Source organism: Roseomonas sp. WA12, assembly GCF_054165765.1.
On sequence record NZ_JBSTUI010000002.1, the window covers coordinates 210,115 to 224,251 of the forward strand.

At 66.7% G+C, this 14,137-nt stretch carries 14 protein-coding genes; 10 read left to right on the plus strand and 4 right to left on the minus strand.

Annotated features, from left to right (window positions below):
* The first annotated feature begins 205 nt into the window (after nt 1-205).
* The 5 genes from ACVBD7_RS23480 to ACVBD7_RS23500 all read left to right on the plus strand — a co-directional run bounded on the left by ACVBD7_RS23480 (nt 206) and on the right by ACVBD7_RS23500 (nt 5,384).
* Nucleotides 206-1,465 carry an aminotransferase class I/II-fold pyridoxal phosphate-dependent enzyme gene (locus ACVBD7_RS23480; RefSeq protein WP_458097926.1) on the plus strand — a complete coding sequence of 420 codons (1,260 nt, stop codon included), beginning with the start codon at nt 206-208 and terminating at the stop codon, nt 1,463-1,465.
* A gap of 48 nt (nt 1,466-1,513) precedes the next feature.
* Complete coding sequence (locus ACVBD7_RS23485; protein WP_458097927.1) at nt 1,514-2,599, plus strand: amino acid ABC transporter substrate-binding protein; 1,086 nt, start codon at nt 1,514-1,516, stop codon at nt 2,597-2,599.
* Nucleotides 2,600-2,672: 73 nt separating this feature from the next.
* The gene (locus tag ACVBD7_RS23490; protein WP_458097928.1) at nt 2,673-3,350 is read left to right on the plus strand and encodes an RraA family protein; all 678 of its coding nucleotides are present in this window, start codon (nt 2,673-2,675) and stop codon (nt 3,348-3,350) included.
* An 80-nt stretch (nt 3,351-3,430) separates the two neighbouring features.
* Nucleotides 3,431-4,399 (plus strand): tripartite tricarboxylate transporter substrate binding protein, encoded by a 969-nt coding sequence (locus ACVBD7_RS23495; RefSeq protein WP_458097929.1) that lies wholly within the window; start codon nt 3,431-3,433, stop codon nt 4,397-4,399.
* Nucleotides 4,400-4,403: 4 nt separating this feature from the next.
* Nucleotides 4,404-5,384, plus strand: coding sequence for a hydroxyacid dehydrogenase (locus ACVBD7_RS23500; protein WP_458097930.1), 981 nt, complete (start codon nt 4,404-4,406; stop codon nt 5,382-5,384).
* Between the two features lie 169 nt (nt 5,385-5,553).
* On the opposite strand, the gene ACVBD7_RS23505 is transcribed toward ACVBD7_RS23500, so the two are convergent.
* Complete coding sequence (locus ACVBD7_RS23505) at nt 5,554-5,763, minus strand: hypothetical protein (protein WP_458097931.1); 210 nt, start codon at nt 5,761-5,763, stop codon at nt 5,554-5,556.
* Between the two features lie 175 nt (nt 5,764-5,938).
* The gene (locus ACVBD7_RS23510; RefSeq protein WP_458097932.1) at nt 5,939-6,847 is read right to left on the minus strand and encodes an alpha/beta fold hydrolase; all 909 of its coding nucleotides are present in this window, start codon (nt 6,845-6,847) and stop codon (nt 5,939-5,941) included.
* Between the two features lie 172 nt (nt 6,848-7,019).
* Between ACVBD7_RS23510 and ACVBD7_RS23515 the strand changes: the two genes are divergently transcribed.
* Genes ACVBD7_RS23515 through ACVBD7_RS23525 form a run of 3 tightly spaced genes read left to right on the plus strand, consistent with a single transcriptional unit; the run spans nt 7,020 to nt 9,614 of the window.
* Nucleotides 7,020-7,778 (plus strand): helix-turn-helix domain-containing protein, encoded by a 759-nt coding sequence (locus tag ACVBD7_RS23515; RefSeq protein WP_458097933.1) that lies wholly within the window; start codon nt 7,020-7,022, stop codon nt 7,776-7,778.
* Between the two features lie 49 nt (nt 7,779-7,827).
* Nucleotides 7,828-8,658: a PhzF family phenazine biosynthesis protein gene (locus tag ACVBD7_RS23520; RefSeq protein ID WP_458097934.1), complete on the plus strand. Its 831-nt coding sequence runs from the start codon at nt 7,828-7,830 to the stop codon at nt 8,656-8,658.
* Nucleotides 8,655-9,614 carry a Bug family tripartite tricarboxylate transporter substrate binding protein gene (locus tag ACVBD7_RS23525; RefSeq protein WP_458097935.1) on the plus strand — a complete coding sequence of 320 codons (960 nt, stop codon included), beginning with the start codon at nt 8,655-8,657 and terminating at the stop codon, nt 9,612-9,614. Before ACVBD7_RS23520 ends, ACVBD7_RS23525 begins: the two co-directional genes overlap by 4 nt.
* 109 nt (nt 9,615-9,723) lie before the next feature.
* On the opposite strand, the gene ACVBD7_RS23530 is transcribed toward ACVBD7_RS23525, so the two are convergent.
* Entirely contained in the window at nt 9,724-10,725 is a 1,002-nt protein-coding gene (locus tag ACVBD7_RS23530; RefSeq protein ID WP_458097936.1) for a hypothetical protein, read from the minus strand.
* Nucleotides 10,726-10,829: 104 nt separating this feature from the next.
* Between ACVBD7_RS23530 and ACVBD7_RS23535 the strand changes: the two genes are divergently transcribed.
* Nucleotides 10,830-11,318 carry a MarR family winged helix-turn-helix transcriptional regulator gene (locus ACVBD7_RS23535; protein ID WP_458097937.1) on the plus strand — a complete coding sequence of 163 codons (489 nt, stop codon included), beginning with the start codon at nt 10,830-10,832 and terminating at the stop codon, nt 11,316-11,318.
* A 375-nt stretch (nt 11,319-11,693) separates the two neighbouring features.
* Nucleotides 11,694-12,842, plus strand: coding sequence for an FAD-binding domain-containing protein (locus tag ACVBD7_RS23540; RefSeq protein ID WP_458097938.1), 1,149 nt, complete (start codon nt 11,694-11,696; stop codon nt 12,840-12,842).
* 871 nt (nt 12,843-13,713) lie between these two features.
* Here the strand turns inward: ACVBD7_RS23540 and ACVBD7_RS23545 are convergent.
* Nucleotides 13,714-14,100, minus strand: coding sequence for a DUF4186 domain-containing protein (locus tag ACVBD7_RS23545; RefSeq protein WP_458097939.1), 387 nt, complete (start codon nt 14,098-14,100; stop codon nt 13,714-13,716).
* Nucleotides 14,101-14,137: the final 37 nt, after the last annotated feature.

The window sequence follows — 14,137 nt, forward strand, 5'->3', positions numbered from 1 at the left end:
CATCCTTCTTGAAACGGCCCATCCCGGTTGCGCACAGGATCATACCTAGCCTTGATCCCAGTCAGAAAGGCGCCTTTCCGGCCCTAAAACCGCGATCCGCTCCCACGGCATACGGCCTGCTGGTCGGGGTCGGTGTCGCGACTGGAACCGTCGTTGCACCAGCGGGACAGGCACAACAAGCCCGGTCCATCCGTGGGAAGGAATGATGAGCGACGTCATGACGATCGAACTCTCCGCCCGCCTGAGCCGGATCAAGACGTCCCCTAGCCTCATTGCCCGTGACCGGGCGAAGCGACTGCAGGCGGAGGGACAGGACATCCTGGACCTCACGGCCGGAGAACCGGACTTCGATACCCCGTCCCACATCGCGGCCGCGGTGACTGCCGCTCTCCTAGCGGGCGACACGCGATACTCGCCCGTAAACGGAACACCCGCGCTCCGTGGGGCGATTGTTGCAAAGCTCGCCCGCGAGAACGGCGTCCGCTACGCCATGGACCAGATTGCGGTGGGCGTTGGCGCAAAGCAGGTGATCTATAACGCCCTGGCCGCGACGGTTGGAGAGGGCGACGAGGTGATCGTGCCCGCGCCCTTCTGGGTGTCCTATCCTGACATGGTCATTCTGTTCGACGCCACTCCGGTCGTCGTCCCCTGCGGCGAAGAGACTGGGTTCAAGCTGTCGGCCGAGGCGTTGCAGCGGGCGATCACGCCCCGGACCCGCTGGCTGATCCTGAACTCGCCCTGCAACCCAACCGGCGCCGTCTATACAGAGGCGGAAATCCGCGCCCTTGCCGAGGTGCTGCTCCGCCACCCGCGAGTGGCGCTGATGACGGATGACATCTACGAGCATATCCGCTTTGACGGCGGGATCCCGGCCTGCGCGACCGCCCTGGAGCCACGACTTCTCGAGCGCACGCTGCTCGTGAACGGCGTTTCCAAGACCTATGCAATGACGGGGTTCCGGCTGGGCTACGGAGCTGGCCCCGCCCCCTTGATCGCCGCAATGAACACCATCCAGTCGCAGTCAAGCTCCTGTGTCTCCTCCCTCAGCCAGGCCGCGGCAGTGGCCGCTTTGGAGGGGGACCAGAGCTTCGTTAGGGAGGCGCGAGACTCCTATCGCGCCCGGCGCGACCGGGCCGTCACTCTGCTCAACGCGATCCCGGGACTGCGCTGCCGCGCTCCGGACGGTGCCTTCTACGTCTACCCGTCCTGCGCAGGGCTGATCGGCAAGGTGACGCCCGAGGGCCGGACGCTCACCACCGACCTCGACGTCACGATGTATTTTCTTGAGGCCGCAAGCGTGGCGATGCTCGACGGCGGCGCCTACGGGCTGTCACCCTACGTGCGCCTGTCGATCGCGGTCCCGATCGAGGTCATCGAGGCGGCCTGCGCGAGGCTGGCCGAAGCCTGCGCCGCCCTGCGTCCGTCCGAAGACACCGGGGTGCACCCGGCCCGGCTCACTGTTTGACGCCTGCTTGCGGCCACATGTTGCCGCCTATCCTCTAGGAGATTGCGGATGAAAGCACTGACCTCGCCGAGCGCTGCCGCGTCAGCGCTTCGTGCCGCGCTGAAACTGATCCGGCGCCAAACTGCCGTGCTGTCCCTGGGCGCCCTCGCTACCATCGGACTGTCCGGCACGCATTCCGCTTCGGCACAGGATTCGCCCACCCTGGCGGCGATCCGGGCGCGCGGCAGCGTCGTGTGCGGGGTCCAGTCCAACAACCCGCCCTTCTCGTTGCCGGACAGCCGTGGCGCCTGGCGGGGCGTCGACGTGGATTCCTGCCGGGCGCTGGCGGCGGCCGTCCTGGGCGATCCGTCGAAGGCCACCATCCGGCCGGTCACCCCGATCAGCCGCTTCCCGGCCATCCAGAGCGGCGAGATCGATGTCCTGTTCGGCAGCACGACTTGGACCACCACGCGGGAAACCTCCCTCGGCCTGGTCTTCGCTTCGGCGAACTTCTACAGCGGCCAGGGCTTTCTGGTGAAGCGCTCCCTGGGCGTTGCCCGCCTGGCCGAGTTGGGCGGCGCGACGATCTGCGTCCCGCCCGGCTCGACGACGGAAGTCATCCTGGCCGAGTGGTTCCGGGCCAACCGGCTCACCTTCCAGCCGGTCCTCATCGAGGATCTCAATGAGATCCATGCCGCCTTCCTGGCCGGGCGCTGCGACGCTTTTACGCGCGACATGACCGGCCTGTCCGGCTTCCGCATGACGCAGCCCGATCCGGAAGCCTTCGTGCTTCTGCCCGACAGCGTCACGATGGAGCCGTTGGGAGCTTTCATCCGCAAGGGCGACGGGCGGTGGTTCGACGTGGTGCGCTGGACGCAGTTCGCGCTGATCTGGGCCGAGCAGCAGGGTGTGACGGCGGCCATGGCCGACGCACCCTCAGCCGGAGCCTCATCCGACGTCCGGCGTCTTCTCGGCGCCGAAGGGGATATCGGTCCCAGCATGGGTCTCGACCGGCGATGGGCAGCGAACGCGATCAAGGCTGTCGGCAACTACGGTGAGGTGTGGCAGCGCAACGTCGCCCCCTTTGGCCTAGAACGCGGCCTGAACAGGCTCTGGAATCAGGGTGGGCTGATGTTCTCGCCGCCGCTCCGCTGAGCGCGAGCATCCCGCCGAGTTAATCGGCTCCATATCCCGGCCCGTCGGGCCGGGACGTCCGCCAGGAGGATCCATGCACGGCTTCCGCGTCCTGAAGAGGCGCCGCAGCGTCGGCCCCGAGCTGGTCCACAGGTTCAAGGACCTTCCGGTCGCGAATGTCAGCGACTGCATGTCACGCATGACGGCAGCCGGGCCTCGCTTACTTCCGATGCACGCCGGGGGCCGCATGGCGGGCCCGGCGCTGACGGTGAAGTCCCGACCCGGCGACAACCTGATGGTCCACAAGGCCATGCAACTCGCGCTGCCCGGCGACGTGATCGTGGTGGACGCAGGGGGCGACCTCACGAACGCGATCATCGGCGAGATCATGGTGCTCATGGGGACAAGGGCGGGCCTGGCAGGCTTCGTGATCAACGGCGCCATTCGCGACGCAGATGCCATCAAGGTCGGAACGCTGCCCGTCTTCGCTGCCGGGGTTACCCATCGCGGTCCCTACAAGGACGGTCCCGGCGAGATCAACGTGCCGATCGCAATCGACGGTATGGTGATCGAGCCGGGCGACCTCGTCATCGGGGACGGCGACGGCGTGCTCTGCATTCCCTACGGTTCAGCGCAGGCCCTGCTGGAAGCAGGGCGTGCGAAGGCGGCGGCCGAGGCCGAGATGATCGCGCAGATCGAGGCCGGAACCTACTCGCACGCCTGGGTGGATGCGACCCTGCGGAAGGGTGGCTGCGTGATCGAGCAGGACTGACCTGCCACCTCTTCCGGCGCGCGAATTGGCTCAAAAATCTGCAGCGAATCACGTTCCAAGAATTCGGGAGGAGAACCGCGATGAAGCGGCGAGATATCGTGATGGGATTGCCCTTACTGGGGCTGGGACGGGTGGCGCTGGCGCAAGGGGCATGGCCTGCCGGGCGCCCGATCGAGACCATTGTGCCCTACCCCCCGGGAGGCGGGATCGACATCATCGCGCGCCTGGCGACGAAGCTCCTGCCGCAGCATCTCCCCGGTGCGAATCTGATCGTGACGAACCGCACCGGGGCGGGCGGCCAGACAGGGAACGAGGCCATCTTCGCGGCCCGGCCGGACGGCTGGACCATCGGCGCCGCCGGCAGCCTCTCCTTCACGTCGCTTTCACTGGAGCGCTCCGTGCGCTGGCAGACCGAGGACTACACCTTCCTCGCGAACATGGTGGACGATCCCTCGGCGCTCTGGGTGCGCTCGGATTCTCCTCTGCGTTCCCTGTCGGACCTGCGCACCGCGATGGCACGTCGGAGCGAGGCAGTCTCGATTGGCAGCGCGGCCGGGATCGGGTCGGACGATCACCAGCTCCTGCTTGCCTTCGAGGAAGCGACGGGCACGCGGGCCCTGCACTCGCCCTACAACGGAACAGCGCAGGCGATCCGCGATCTCCTGGGCGGGCAGATCGACGTCGCGTCCTACAACATGAGCGAGGGCCTCTCGCTTATGCAGGAGGGGCGCACGCGGTGCCTGGGGCAGGCAGCGGATCGACGCTGGTCCGCGGCGGCCGAGGTGCCAACCTTCCGCGAGCAGGGCCTGAACGTGATCGTCGGCTCGGCCCGCGGCTTCGTCGGACCGCCCGGCCTTCCCACACCGATAACTGACCGGCTGGTGGAGGCGTTTGGCACCATGATGGCCAGCCCCGTCTTCGTCGAGGAAGCGCAGCGGTTGAACCTACCGCTTCACCCGCTGACCGGAGAAGCATACCGTCAGTTCGTCCTGGCGGAGGCCGCGGCGATCAAGGCGCTCTTTGCACGACGTCCTTGGGGAGGGCGCTGACCGCATGCCCCATATCCTCGTGCCCGATCGGATCCACCAGGACGGGCTGGGGCGCCTGCGCGGCAGGGAGGGTTACGTCTTAGACGATGGCGACGCCCTCACCCCGGAGAACCGCCGGGAGCGTCTCGCCCTCGCGGAAGCGATCATCGTCCGTGGTACACGGGTCGACCGGTCACTGCTCGATGCCGCCCCACGCCTACGCTTTGTCTGCCGCCACGGCGTCGGGTACGACCACGTGGACGTCTCTGCCCTGACGGAGCGCGGCATCCTCCTCTCCGTGACACCGGAGGCGAATGCCGCATCCGTGGCTGAGCACGCCCTCATGCTCATGCTCGCCTCTGCACGACAGCTTAGGGAAACCGACGCCGCCGTGCGACGCGGTGAGTGGCGAGTGCCTGGCTCTACCCAGGCATTCGACTTGGCCGGAAAGACCGTTCTGCTGGTCGGCTTCGGCCGCATCGGCATTCGCGTTGCCCGGATCTGCGCGTTCCTCGGCATGCGCGTGCTCGTCTTCGACCCCTTCGTGCCCGGCCGGATCGTGCGCGCGCAGGGATGTGCGCCGGTGACTCAGCTCACCGATGGACTTGCGGCAGCTGATGTCGTGAGCCTGCACTGCCCGTCGAACGATAGCACCCGGAGCATGGTGGACGCGGCCTTTCTGGCTACGATGCGGCCGGGCGCCATCCTGGTCAACACCGCCCGAGGAACGCTGGTCGACGAGGACGCGCTCGAGGCGGCGCTGCGGTCCGGTCATCTCTCGGCGGCAGGGCTCGATGTGTTGGAGGTGGAGCCGATGGCCGCGCCCGTGCCGCTTTTGGCGCTTCCCAACGTGTTCGTCACACCGCACGTCGCGGCCAGTTCCGAGCAGGGGCTGCAGCGTATGGCCGTGTCAGCAGCGGAGAACGTGATCGCTTTCTTCGAGGGAGGGCTGGATCTGGAAGCATTGATCAACCCCGAGGCAGGCGTCGCGACGGGTAGGATGTAGAGGACAGTCGAGTTGCCCTGATGCAAGTGCGCTGTCACTCAGCATCGGCTCAGAGAGGAGTAGTGCAGACACTCAGGACCAGTGGCTGGGCCTACCGCCCGCAACAGCAAGAGGCGGGACAGCGGAGAGCCGCCGCTGTCCACCTTTCAATCCGGTGTTTACCTGGAGTTCAGTGCTTGAATCCGACCCAGGCCATCGTCGTCGTAAGGACGTGATTATAGTCGCGGGACAATGCCTCGTTTATGAAGATGTCGATCTCTGCCGAGGGAGCGCCAGCCTTCCGCAACGCTCTCGACGCCGCGTTGACGACAGCGCACGAATCGCTGTCCGTTTTGCCGATCTTCAGGGCTACGCCTCGATTCTTCGGATAGACGTTCATGGTGTCTCCAAGCTTCCAGGTTGTCTCCTGCCCAAGGGTATCACCGCTCGTTGTTGAACCTGAAAAATTTCGACATGATCCCACCGCAACGAATGTCTATCGCAGCTTTGCTGTTAGCCCGGTGCGGAAGCGGTTTCCCAGAGTGCTGCAGGTTCCGCGGATTGCAGCGTGCGTCTCATCCACCTCGCACCGCTGTACACTTGGCCCTGACATCCATGATCGCGGCCGCGAAGTCGGCGGGCTTTTCCTGCGGCAGATTGTGCCCACCGCCTTGCACAATTCGGTGCTCATGAGGCCCAGTAAAGTGCGCAGCATGCTTCGCCGTCCCACCCAGGGCGAGCACCCCGTCCGAGTCACCGTCAAGGGTGATAGCTGGCACCATGATCCGCGGCTGTGCTGCAAGCCTGCGTTCAATAGACGCGAGCGAGGGATCACCGGCGACTAGGTCAAATCGATGCCGGTAGGAGTGGATGACGACGTCCACGAAGCTCGCGTTGTCGAAGCTCGCGGCCGTCCGCTCGAACGTCGCATCATCGAAGCGCCACTGAGGCGACCAGAGCCTCCACAACAGGCGGCAGAAGTCCCGCCGGTTCTCAGCCAGCCCAGCTCGCCCGCGCTCGGAATGAAAGTAGTATTGGTACCAAAGGCGCAATTCGTTCTCGGGTGATTGCGGCTTCCCGGACTGCGCGATGTCTTGGATGTTGTAGCTGTTCTGCGAGACAAGTCCGTCGACCCGCTCCGGCCATAGCGCCGAGACGATGCAGGCAGCTCGCCCGCCCCAGTCGTACCCGGCAAGGACCGCGGAGCGGATCCCGAGCGCGTCCATGAGGTCGAGCAGATCCTTGCCTAGGGCGGCCTGCTCGCCGGAGCGGGGTGTCTCAGCCGACCGGATGCGGGTCGGCCCGTAGCCGCGCAGCCAGGGCACGATCACCCTAGCACCCGCCGCGGCCAGAACCGGCGCCACCGCGTCATAGGCACGTACATCATATGGAAAGCCGTGCATCAGCACGACTGGCCACCCCTCTGGGCTGCCGGTCTCCTCGAACGCGACCTCCAGTGGCCCGGCGTCGACGAATTTGAGCATGACGGTCCCCTTCTGGCCCTGGCGCCACTGTTCCCGATCATTGGACCGCCAGGAGTGCGTAGCAAATCCATCCAGGTCGGTATCCCGGGCATCAGCGGCTCGGGATGCTACACGGCGGAGCCGCCTGCGTTTTCGACTCCCTTACCGGCGCTGCGGATCGGTATGGTCGGACATGGTCTTCGCCCTGCACCGGGCCGAATGGGCGGCTGCTGCCGTTGCCCGGCCCGACTACGCCACGGACTGGCACGCGCATGACTGCGCCATGCTCCTGCTGCCCCGGCAGGGGTTGATGTCGTTCGAGATGGATGGACGCCGTACCCCGACCTCAATCCGGCTCGGCGAGGCGCTATTGGTCGCCCCGGGGGTTGGCCATCGCACCCGGGCTGCTGACGCAGCGCACCGGCACCTTGTGCTCTACGCGCCCGGGGCCCGACTAGGGCGATGGCTTCCGGCACGGCGCGGTTGGCACCTGGGCCTGCTACCCCCGGCCATGCTGCCTCTTCTTGCCTATCGAGACGCCCTGCCGGACGGCTCCGAGCGGGCCAGCCTCGCCGACCGCCTCTTGCTGGAGGAGGCCAGCGAGGCGGGACCTGATCCCGCACCCGCGCAGCATGGCGCGGCCTTGGTGCAGGCCATCGCGGAGCATCTCCGGGCCCGGTTGCAGGAGCCCCATGCGCTGGACGATCTCTCCACGCGTTTCGGCCTGTCCCGCCGCCAGATGACGCGGCTGTTCCGGCGGCATGTCGGTACCAGCATCGCGGACTACCTGAGCGGGCTACGGGTTCGGGAAGCGGCCCGGCGGATCGGAGCGGGCCAGGGCGTGCTCGCGGCCGCCCATGCCGTGGGCCTGGCATCGCCTTCCCACCTCGCCAGGCTTTTCCGCCAGCACACCGGCGGACCACCCTCGGCGGCCCGATCGCGCGAGAGATAGGGCCCGATGAGGCGCGCCGGTCAGGCGTCCTCAGGGGCAGACTGCTTCCATGCAGCCGAACCCCTCGTCCCCCATCCTGCTCTCCGTCTTTCCTGCCGTATCGGGCGGCGGCAACCCTTGTCCGGTCGTGCTCGACGCAAGCGGCATGGATGCCGAGGCCATGCGGACGCTCGCTGCCAGCTACGGCCATGAGAGCGGCTTCGTCCTGCCTCCAAACGATCCCGGGGCGGCCGACTTTCGCTTCCGCTTCTTCGTGCCCGACCACGAGATGGAGATGTGCGGCCACGCGACCCTGGGCGCAGCTTGGTTGCTCCGCGCCCGCGGGCAGGCCCCAGGAGCGGAACTCCGTATCGAGACGCTGTCCGGGCCGGTCCGGGCCCTCTTCGCCGCGGATGGCAGCGTCGAGATCACCCAGCCTCCCGGACGGGTGCAGGAGGTCGCGGAGATCGGGGCCGTGCTGGCTGCCCTGGGCCTTACTCATCAGGATCTCCTCCCCGGGGCTGGCGTGCTCAACGCTGCCACCAGCCGGGTGAAGACTCTCGTGCCCGTTGCGGACCCCGAGCGGCTGCACGCCCTCAACCCGGATCCGGGACGGGTGCGCGCCGTCAGCGAGGCGATCGGCTCTACGGGCCTCTATCCCTGGGCCGGGGGCGCAGGAGGTGTGGTGCACGCCCGTCAGTTCCCACGCAGCTCCGGCTACCCAGAGGACGCCGCCACTGGCATCGCGGCCGCCGCGCTGTTCTACGGCCTGGGCGCACCGAAGACCGGGCTTCTCGTCCGCCAGGGCGAGGCCATGGGTCGTCCGAGCGAGATCCACGTGCGCCCGGACCCGGACGGCCCCGGATGCCGCTTGGGCGGGCGTGTGGAGGTGCTGTCGTGAGGCGCCGGGCCCTTCTCGCCGCGACTGGCGCCCTGGTCTGCCGCCCGGCCCTGGCGCAGTCCTGGCCCATCCAGCCCATCCGCTTGGTCGTGCCCTACGCCGCCGGTGGCCCGACCGACGTCGCGACCCGCTTGCTCGCCGAGGCGCTCTCCGCCGCGCTGCCGCAGCGCGTGATCGTGGAGAACCGCACCGGCGCGGGCACGGTGGTCGGGACAGGCGCGGTGGCGAACGGTCCTCGGGACGGCCACGCCTTCCTGGTCGCGACCGTCGCGCATGTGGTGAACCCCGTGCTGGTGGAGAACCTGCCGTTTGACCCGATCGCCGACTTCCGAGGCGTGGCGCTGATAGGAACGGTGTCGCAGGTCGTCCTCGTCAGCCGCGATCTGCCGGTACGGAGCCTGCCCGAACTGCTGGCCCTGTTCCGCGGCAAGCCGGGCGGGTTCGCCTATGGCTCAGCCGGGAACAGCAGCGCTCAGCATCTAGCGGCCGAGCTGCTGAAGCGGCAGGCGGACCTGGACGTAGTGCATGTGCCCTACCGCGGGGCGGCACCCGCCGTCGCAGACCTGCTAGCTGTGCAGATCGCGATGGTGATCGATAGCGCTGCGACTGGTATTCCGATGGCTCGCTCCGGCCAGGCCCGGGCGCTTGCGGTAACGGGGCCTTCGCGCCTGGCGCAGCTACCAGACGTCCCAACCGTCGCCGAGACGCTGCCGGGCTACGAGGCCTATACCTGGAACGCCCTCCTCGTGCGGGCCGGGACCACGCCGGAGGCGATTGCACGCATGAACGAAGCCACGAATACCGCGCTCGCCAGGACGGAGCTCCGGGGGCGGCTGGAAAAACTAGGTGTCACCATGGTGCCGGACAGCACTCCGCCATCGGTCGACGACTTCCTGCGGGCCGAGGCCAGTAAGTGGCAGCGGGTGTTGCGGGAGGCCGGGGTAAAAGCCGACTGACGTTGCAGTCCTCTACGAGCAGAGCATCTGCGAAAGCCGCGCTGAGGGCGCGGGAAGTCCTCGGCGCTCGCTAGTCCTCAACGAAAAGCCGTTCGGTCCGCTGCGCCCCTCATGTGTCCAGCAGGTAGGGCACAAAAACCTCCTCGAACGTGAGGCGCCGGGTCGTCAGCCCCTGCTCGTGATGATAGCGCAGCACAGCATCGATCGCGGCGCGGTTCGGCTGGATGCCGTAGGACCACCAGTCATCGCCGAGCAACTCGCGATCCCGCGAAAGCAGGTCGGTCAGCCACGGGATCATCATCCCCATGTTGTTGAACGTCATGCCGCGGACCAGTTCCTCGGCCGCCGTCGCCTTGGCATCGCAGAAAGCTCGGTAAACCGCCCGGACTAGGTCCGGCTCCCGCTCAGCCAGTTTACGGGTGACTACCACCGCGTGCATGATGGGGAAGATGCCTGTGCGCCGGAAATAGTTGCGTTCCACCGCCTCGTGGTCGGTGAACAGGCGGCGGACACGGGGCGAGCCATCCAGCACGCAGCGGGGCACGTCGGCGGAGATGAGCGCGTCAATCTCGCCCGCCTCTAGCAGGACACCGAGATCGGTGCCCTCTGGGGCCAGTGTCACCTCCACCCCGGTCGGATGCAGTCGGGGTACGAAGTCGATCGGCGCCAACGGAAAGTCGATGCCGCCCACGATCCAGCGGTTGCACTCGGGCCGGAAGCCGAACTCGTCGGCGAGGATACCCTTCGGCATCACCCCGGCATCGTGCCCGTATAGTGCGAGTTCGCCGATCGTCCGGCCCGTCAGCTGCTCAGGGCGCTCTATACCGCTGGCCGTGCTGACGTAGATGGCTGAGTGACGGAACGCACGGTTGGGAAAGACGGGCAGCGCCAGGAACGGCGAGGGGCCATTTGCGAAGGTGCGCAGGAAGTAGGTCAGGCCGAGTTCGGACACGTCGAAGGCGCGGCGGCGGATCATAGCCTCGAAGATCTCGGTCACGATGCGGGCCGTATGGAAGCGCGCCTCAACGCCCTCGATCTTCACGCGGCCGTCGCGCAAAGCGCGGGTACGGTCGTAGTTCCAGAAGGCGATTTCGAGCGGGGTGACGCGCATGGAGGCTATCCGGCCAACTAAGGAACACATTTAGTAAATGTATTTAGCATATTCAAGGGTGCCGCGATTGGTGCACCAGGGGCACGGCGGACGTAGAAACAACCATGGCCGCAGATACCACCACTCTTGCCGAGCTCTTCAGGCATGAAACGCTTGGCGCTCCCGAGAACGCCGTCGGCTTCGTTCTGTGGCGAGTGGTCCACCGCTACGTGCGCGAGATTGATCGGACCCTTGGTCCCGTCGGGTTAACCCATCTGCAATTCACGGCGCTTGCGATGGCCGCGTGGATGGCGCGTTCCGGTGAGCCTGTCACCCAGGTGGCACTGGCGCGGCTAGGCGACATTCACCCGATGCAGGTTTCGCAGGTGCTGAAGGCGCTCGAGACCAAAGGCATGGCCGCGCGGCCGCGCAGCGAGGCCGACGCCCGCGCGCGACACGTGGAGGTGACGGAAGCTGGTGTGGCGGCACTGAGACAGGCTATGCCGCTCGTGATTGCCGTGCAGGCGAAGCTGTTCGGAGCAGCGGGGCAGCCAGGCGGTGAACTTCTGGCCGTCCTCCGACGGATCGACAGGGACGGTTCGGACCGCCACTAGGCTCCACCTCAGCCGCCTTCAGAGGCCGCTACCAACCTCCATCCTGCGCTACCCGCCCCGCGATGGCGCTACCGCGGCAGCAGACGTCAGCCTGCGTCATGCCGCCTGGATGGCGGTGCCGGGTCTCAAAGGCGCCACAACGTCACGCGAACAGCTGGGATGGGTGCGGAGCTGCCGCCAGCCGGATCACTCCGCGCAGGCGATCTAGACCGCCCGCGACCACGGTTAGTTCAGTAAGTAGGAACCTCCCGTCGCGCGCTAGGTCGGCTCCGACCAAATCGCCGTAGTCGAGCGAGTTATCCATGGCTCGCCCAGGATGAAGACACGCGGCTGACTGATCCCTCCTGCCCTCGTCAAGGGACTGGGAGGTCCCACATGGCGACCATGCCGGATAGCTTTGATCTCACCCGCGCCGAAGCGCTGAACCATCTCGCCCGGGTGCTCCCGAGTACAGGTCCGGCTTACGCTAAGGGACGCAACACCGACCGTGGGCCTTGCACTGCCCGCACCACCACTGCTCTGTCGCCATACCTGCGCCGCCGCCTGCTGCTGGAAGAGGAGGTGATCGATGCCGCTCTTTCCACGCACGGGCCGCTTGAGGCCGGTAAGTTCGTCGAGGAAGTCTTCTGGCGCTCCTACTTCAAGGGATACCTGGAGTCGCACCCCTCGATCTGGACGGATTATCTGCAACTGGCGAAAGAGGATCGTAACCGGCTCGCCACGCAGTCTGGGCTACGACGGGCGTACGAAGACGCTGTCGCCGGGCGGACGGGCATCGAGGGCTTCGATGACTGGGCGCAGGAGCTAGTGGAGCACGGCTGGCTACACAACCACGCCCGCATGTGGTTCGCATCCATCTGGATCTTCACGTTGCGCCTGCCCTGGGCGCTGGGGGCGGAGTTCTTCCTGCGCCACCTGCTCGACGGCGACCCTGCCAGTAACACCCTGTCCTGGCGCTGGGTGGCCGGTCTGCATACGCGTGGCAAACACTATATCGCCCGTGCGGAGAACGTCCGCCGCTATACTGACGGGCGTTTCTCGCCAAACGGCTTGGACGAGAATCCGTCGCCGCTGGAGGAGGCCTCGCCACCCCCCACCGTGCCATTGCCTCCGGCCGATCCGGAGCCGACAGGCGAGGTGGCGCTGCTGCTACACCTCGACGACTTGTACCCCGAGAGCCTGCAACTGAGCGGCGCCCGCGTGATGCGGGTTGGCGGGCTACTGAGACACGCTCCTGGGGCTGCCGAGCACCTTTGCCGTGCCGACGAGACAGCGATGGCTGACGCTCTCGCCCGGGCGGCGGAGCGCTTCTCCTGCCCGTCCGGTGCCGTTGATGAAGGCTGGGATGGCGACCTGCCGTTGGTGACGGCCTGGGCGCCTGTCGGACCATCGGCGGAAGCTCTGCCGAAGGGCTGCATCCGCATCCGCCGGAGATGGGACGATCTTGTCTGGCCACACACGACGCGTGGCTATTTCCAGGTGCGCAAGGCGATCCCGTCTGTCCTGGCCCTTCGAGATGCCTAGATCTCACCGTAGTGCGGGAGAGCACGCCATCTTCGGTCGACGCTTTCCTCCGTGCCGAGGCCGACAAGTGGCAGCGAGTGCTGCAGGACGCCGGAGTGAAGGCCGACTGACGCCGGACCGCTCGCTTCCGACAGCCTCGACAGGCTCAGCTACCACTGCGTGAGAGATAGGGCTGAGCGGCCTGCAAGACGGGCCCACATGCTGGGACGTCGGCCTGTAGCACGGCCTCGTAGGTCGTCAGGCCCATCCAGACCCTGGCTGCCGTGAGGACGCCACGGACCGGATCCCCAGCGTAGATCTCGGTAAGCACAGGAGGGGCGGCCGAGACACAGCTGCTGACGTCCCTCATTATGGTTGGTGGTGCGCCAAGCTGGGCGAGGCGAGTGTTGAACTCGGTCTGAGCGGGCTCGACGATCAGGAGGTTAATCAGCGCGAGAAACAGGTCACGGAACATGAATGGCTCCATCTGGCGTCGGAAGCAAAGGATCCGACATCACACGGGCCGCCAAGGATACCTGTGCCAGAGGGGCCCGGACCGGGGTCTCGGGCCGGGAGATCGACATCCACAGGCGCGAAATCAAGACTTGCGCCCGAGTGCCTCGCCGCAGTCTCGGTCAAGCAACGTGTCTTCAGATAGCAGGCCTCATTGGACGGAGGTGCGCACAGGTTGGGGAAGTGCGGTGCGGCGAATGCTGATCGAGGGGCACCGGAAACCCCTGCTGGGCGGCAACCTCGTCGGTGCTTGGCGTCTGCTGCCCGGCTAGGGGCGTCTTACCTCCTCCGCACATTCTATGACGCGCTCGGCCCACGCACTGCCCTAGCCTACAAAGGAGAGCCCTTCCGCATACTCTCGCTATCTCTCCGCAACCGATCACTGGAAGGACAATCCTGGCTGCGCGTCCCTCATCGCTTCCTGGGCATCAAGCCAGCGCGCAAGGGCCAGGACGACGTGCTCCTGCTCGGCCTCCGTGAGTGCCCGTCCGGCCGGAATGGCGTGCCACTTGGCAAGACAGGTTCGGCAGCAGGTGGCTGTGGCATGCTGAGCGACGAAGACCGGGTGACCGCGCATCGGCGTCTGTTCGCCGTCACAGGCGGGCTGCGCGGGCGCGAGGCGCTCTATAACGAACTTCCGCGCGTGCGAGAGCATGATCTCGCGCCCTCTGGCACGGAGGTAGTCCGCATCCCGGCCACCAAGCTTGAAACGTCGCCTGAACTCCGACCTCGCCAGTCCTGCGAAGACATCTTCCAACTTCCTCATCGTGCTCCTGCCCCCGACGTACAGGGCACCTAGCCGT

Coding starts and splice junctions, on each gene's coding strand:
- ACVBD7_RS23510 (WP_458097932.1), bottom strand. CDS start 6,847: ATGCTCAAATTCGTCGACGCCGGGCCACTGGAGGTCGCGTTCGAGGAG.
- ACVBD7_RS23520 (WP_458097934.1), top strand. CDS start 7,828: ATGCAGCCGAACCCCTCGTCCCCCATCCTGCTCTCCGTCTTTCCTGCC.
- ACVBD7_RS23500 (WP_458097930.1), top strand. CDS start 4,404: ATGCCCCATATCCTCGTGCCCGATCGGATCCACCAGGACGGGCTGGGG.
- ACVBD7_RS23485 (WP_458097927.1), top strand. CDS start 1,514: ATGAAAGCACTGACCTCGCCGAGCGCTGCCGCGTCAGCGCTTCGTGCC.
- ACVBD7_RS23545 (WP_458097939.1), bottom strand. CDS start 14,100: ATGAGGAAGTTGGAAGATGTCTTCGCAGGACTGGCGAGGTCGGAGTTC.
- ACVBD7_RS23495 (WP_458097929.1), top strand. CDS start 3,431: ATGAAGCGGCGAGATATCGTGATGGGATTGCCCTTACTGGGGCTGGGA.
- ACVBD7_RS23540 (WP_458097938.1), top strand. CDS start 11,694: ATGGCGACCATGCCGGATAGCTTTGATCTCACCCGCGCCGAAGCGCTG.
- ACVBD7_RS23515 (WP_458097933.1), top strand. CDS start 7,020: ATGGTCTTCGCCCTGCACCGGGCCGAATGGGCGGCTGCTGCCGTTGCC.
- ACVBD7_RS23505 (WP_458097931.1), bottom strand. CDS start 5,763: ATGAACGTCTATCCGAAGAATCGAGGCGTAGCCCTGAAGATCGGCAAA.
- ACVBD7_RS23490 (WP_458097928.1), top strand. CDS start 2,673: ATGCACGGCTTCCGCGTCCTGAAGAGGCGCCGCAGCGTCGGCCCCGAG.
- ACVBD7_RS23535 (WP_458097937.1), top strand. CDS start 10,830: ATGGCCGCAGATACCACCACTCTTGCCGAGCTCTTCAGGCATGAAACG.
- ACVBD7_RS23480 (WP_458097926.1), top strand. CDS start 206: ATGAGCGACGTCATGACGATCGAACTCTCCGCCCGCCTGAGCCGGATC.
- ACVBD7_RS23530 (WP_458097936.1), bottom strand. CDS start 10,725: ATGCGCGTCACCCCGCTCGAAATCGCCTTCTGGAACTACGACCGTACC.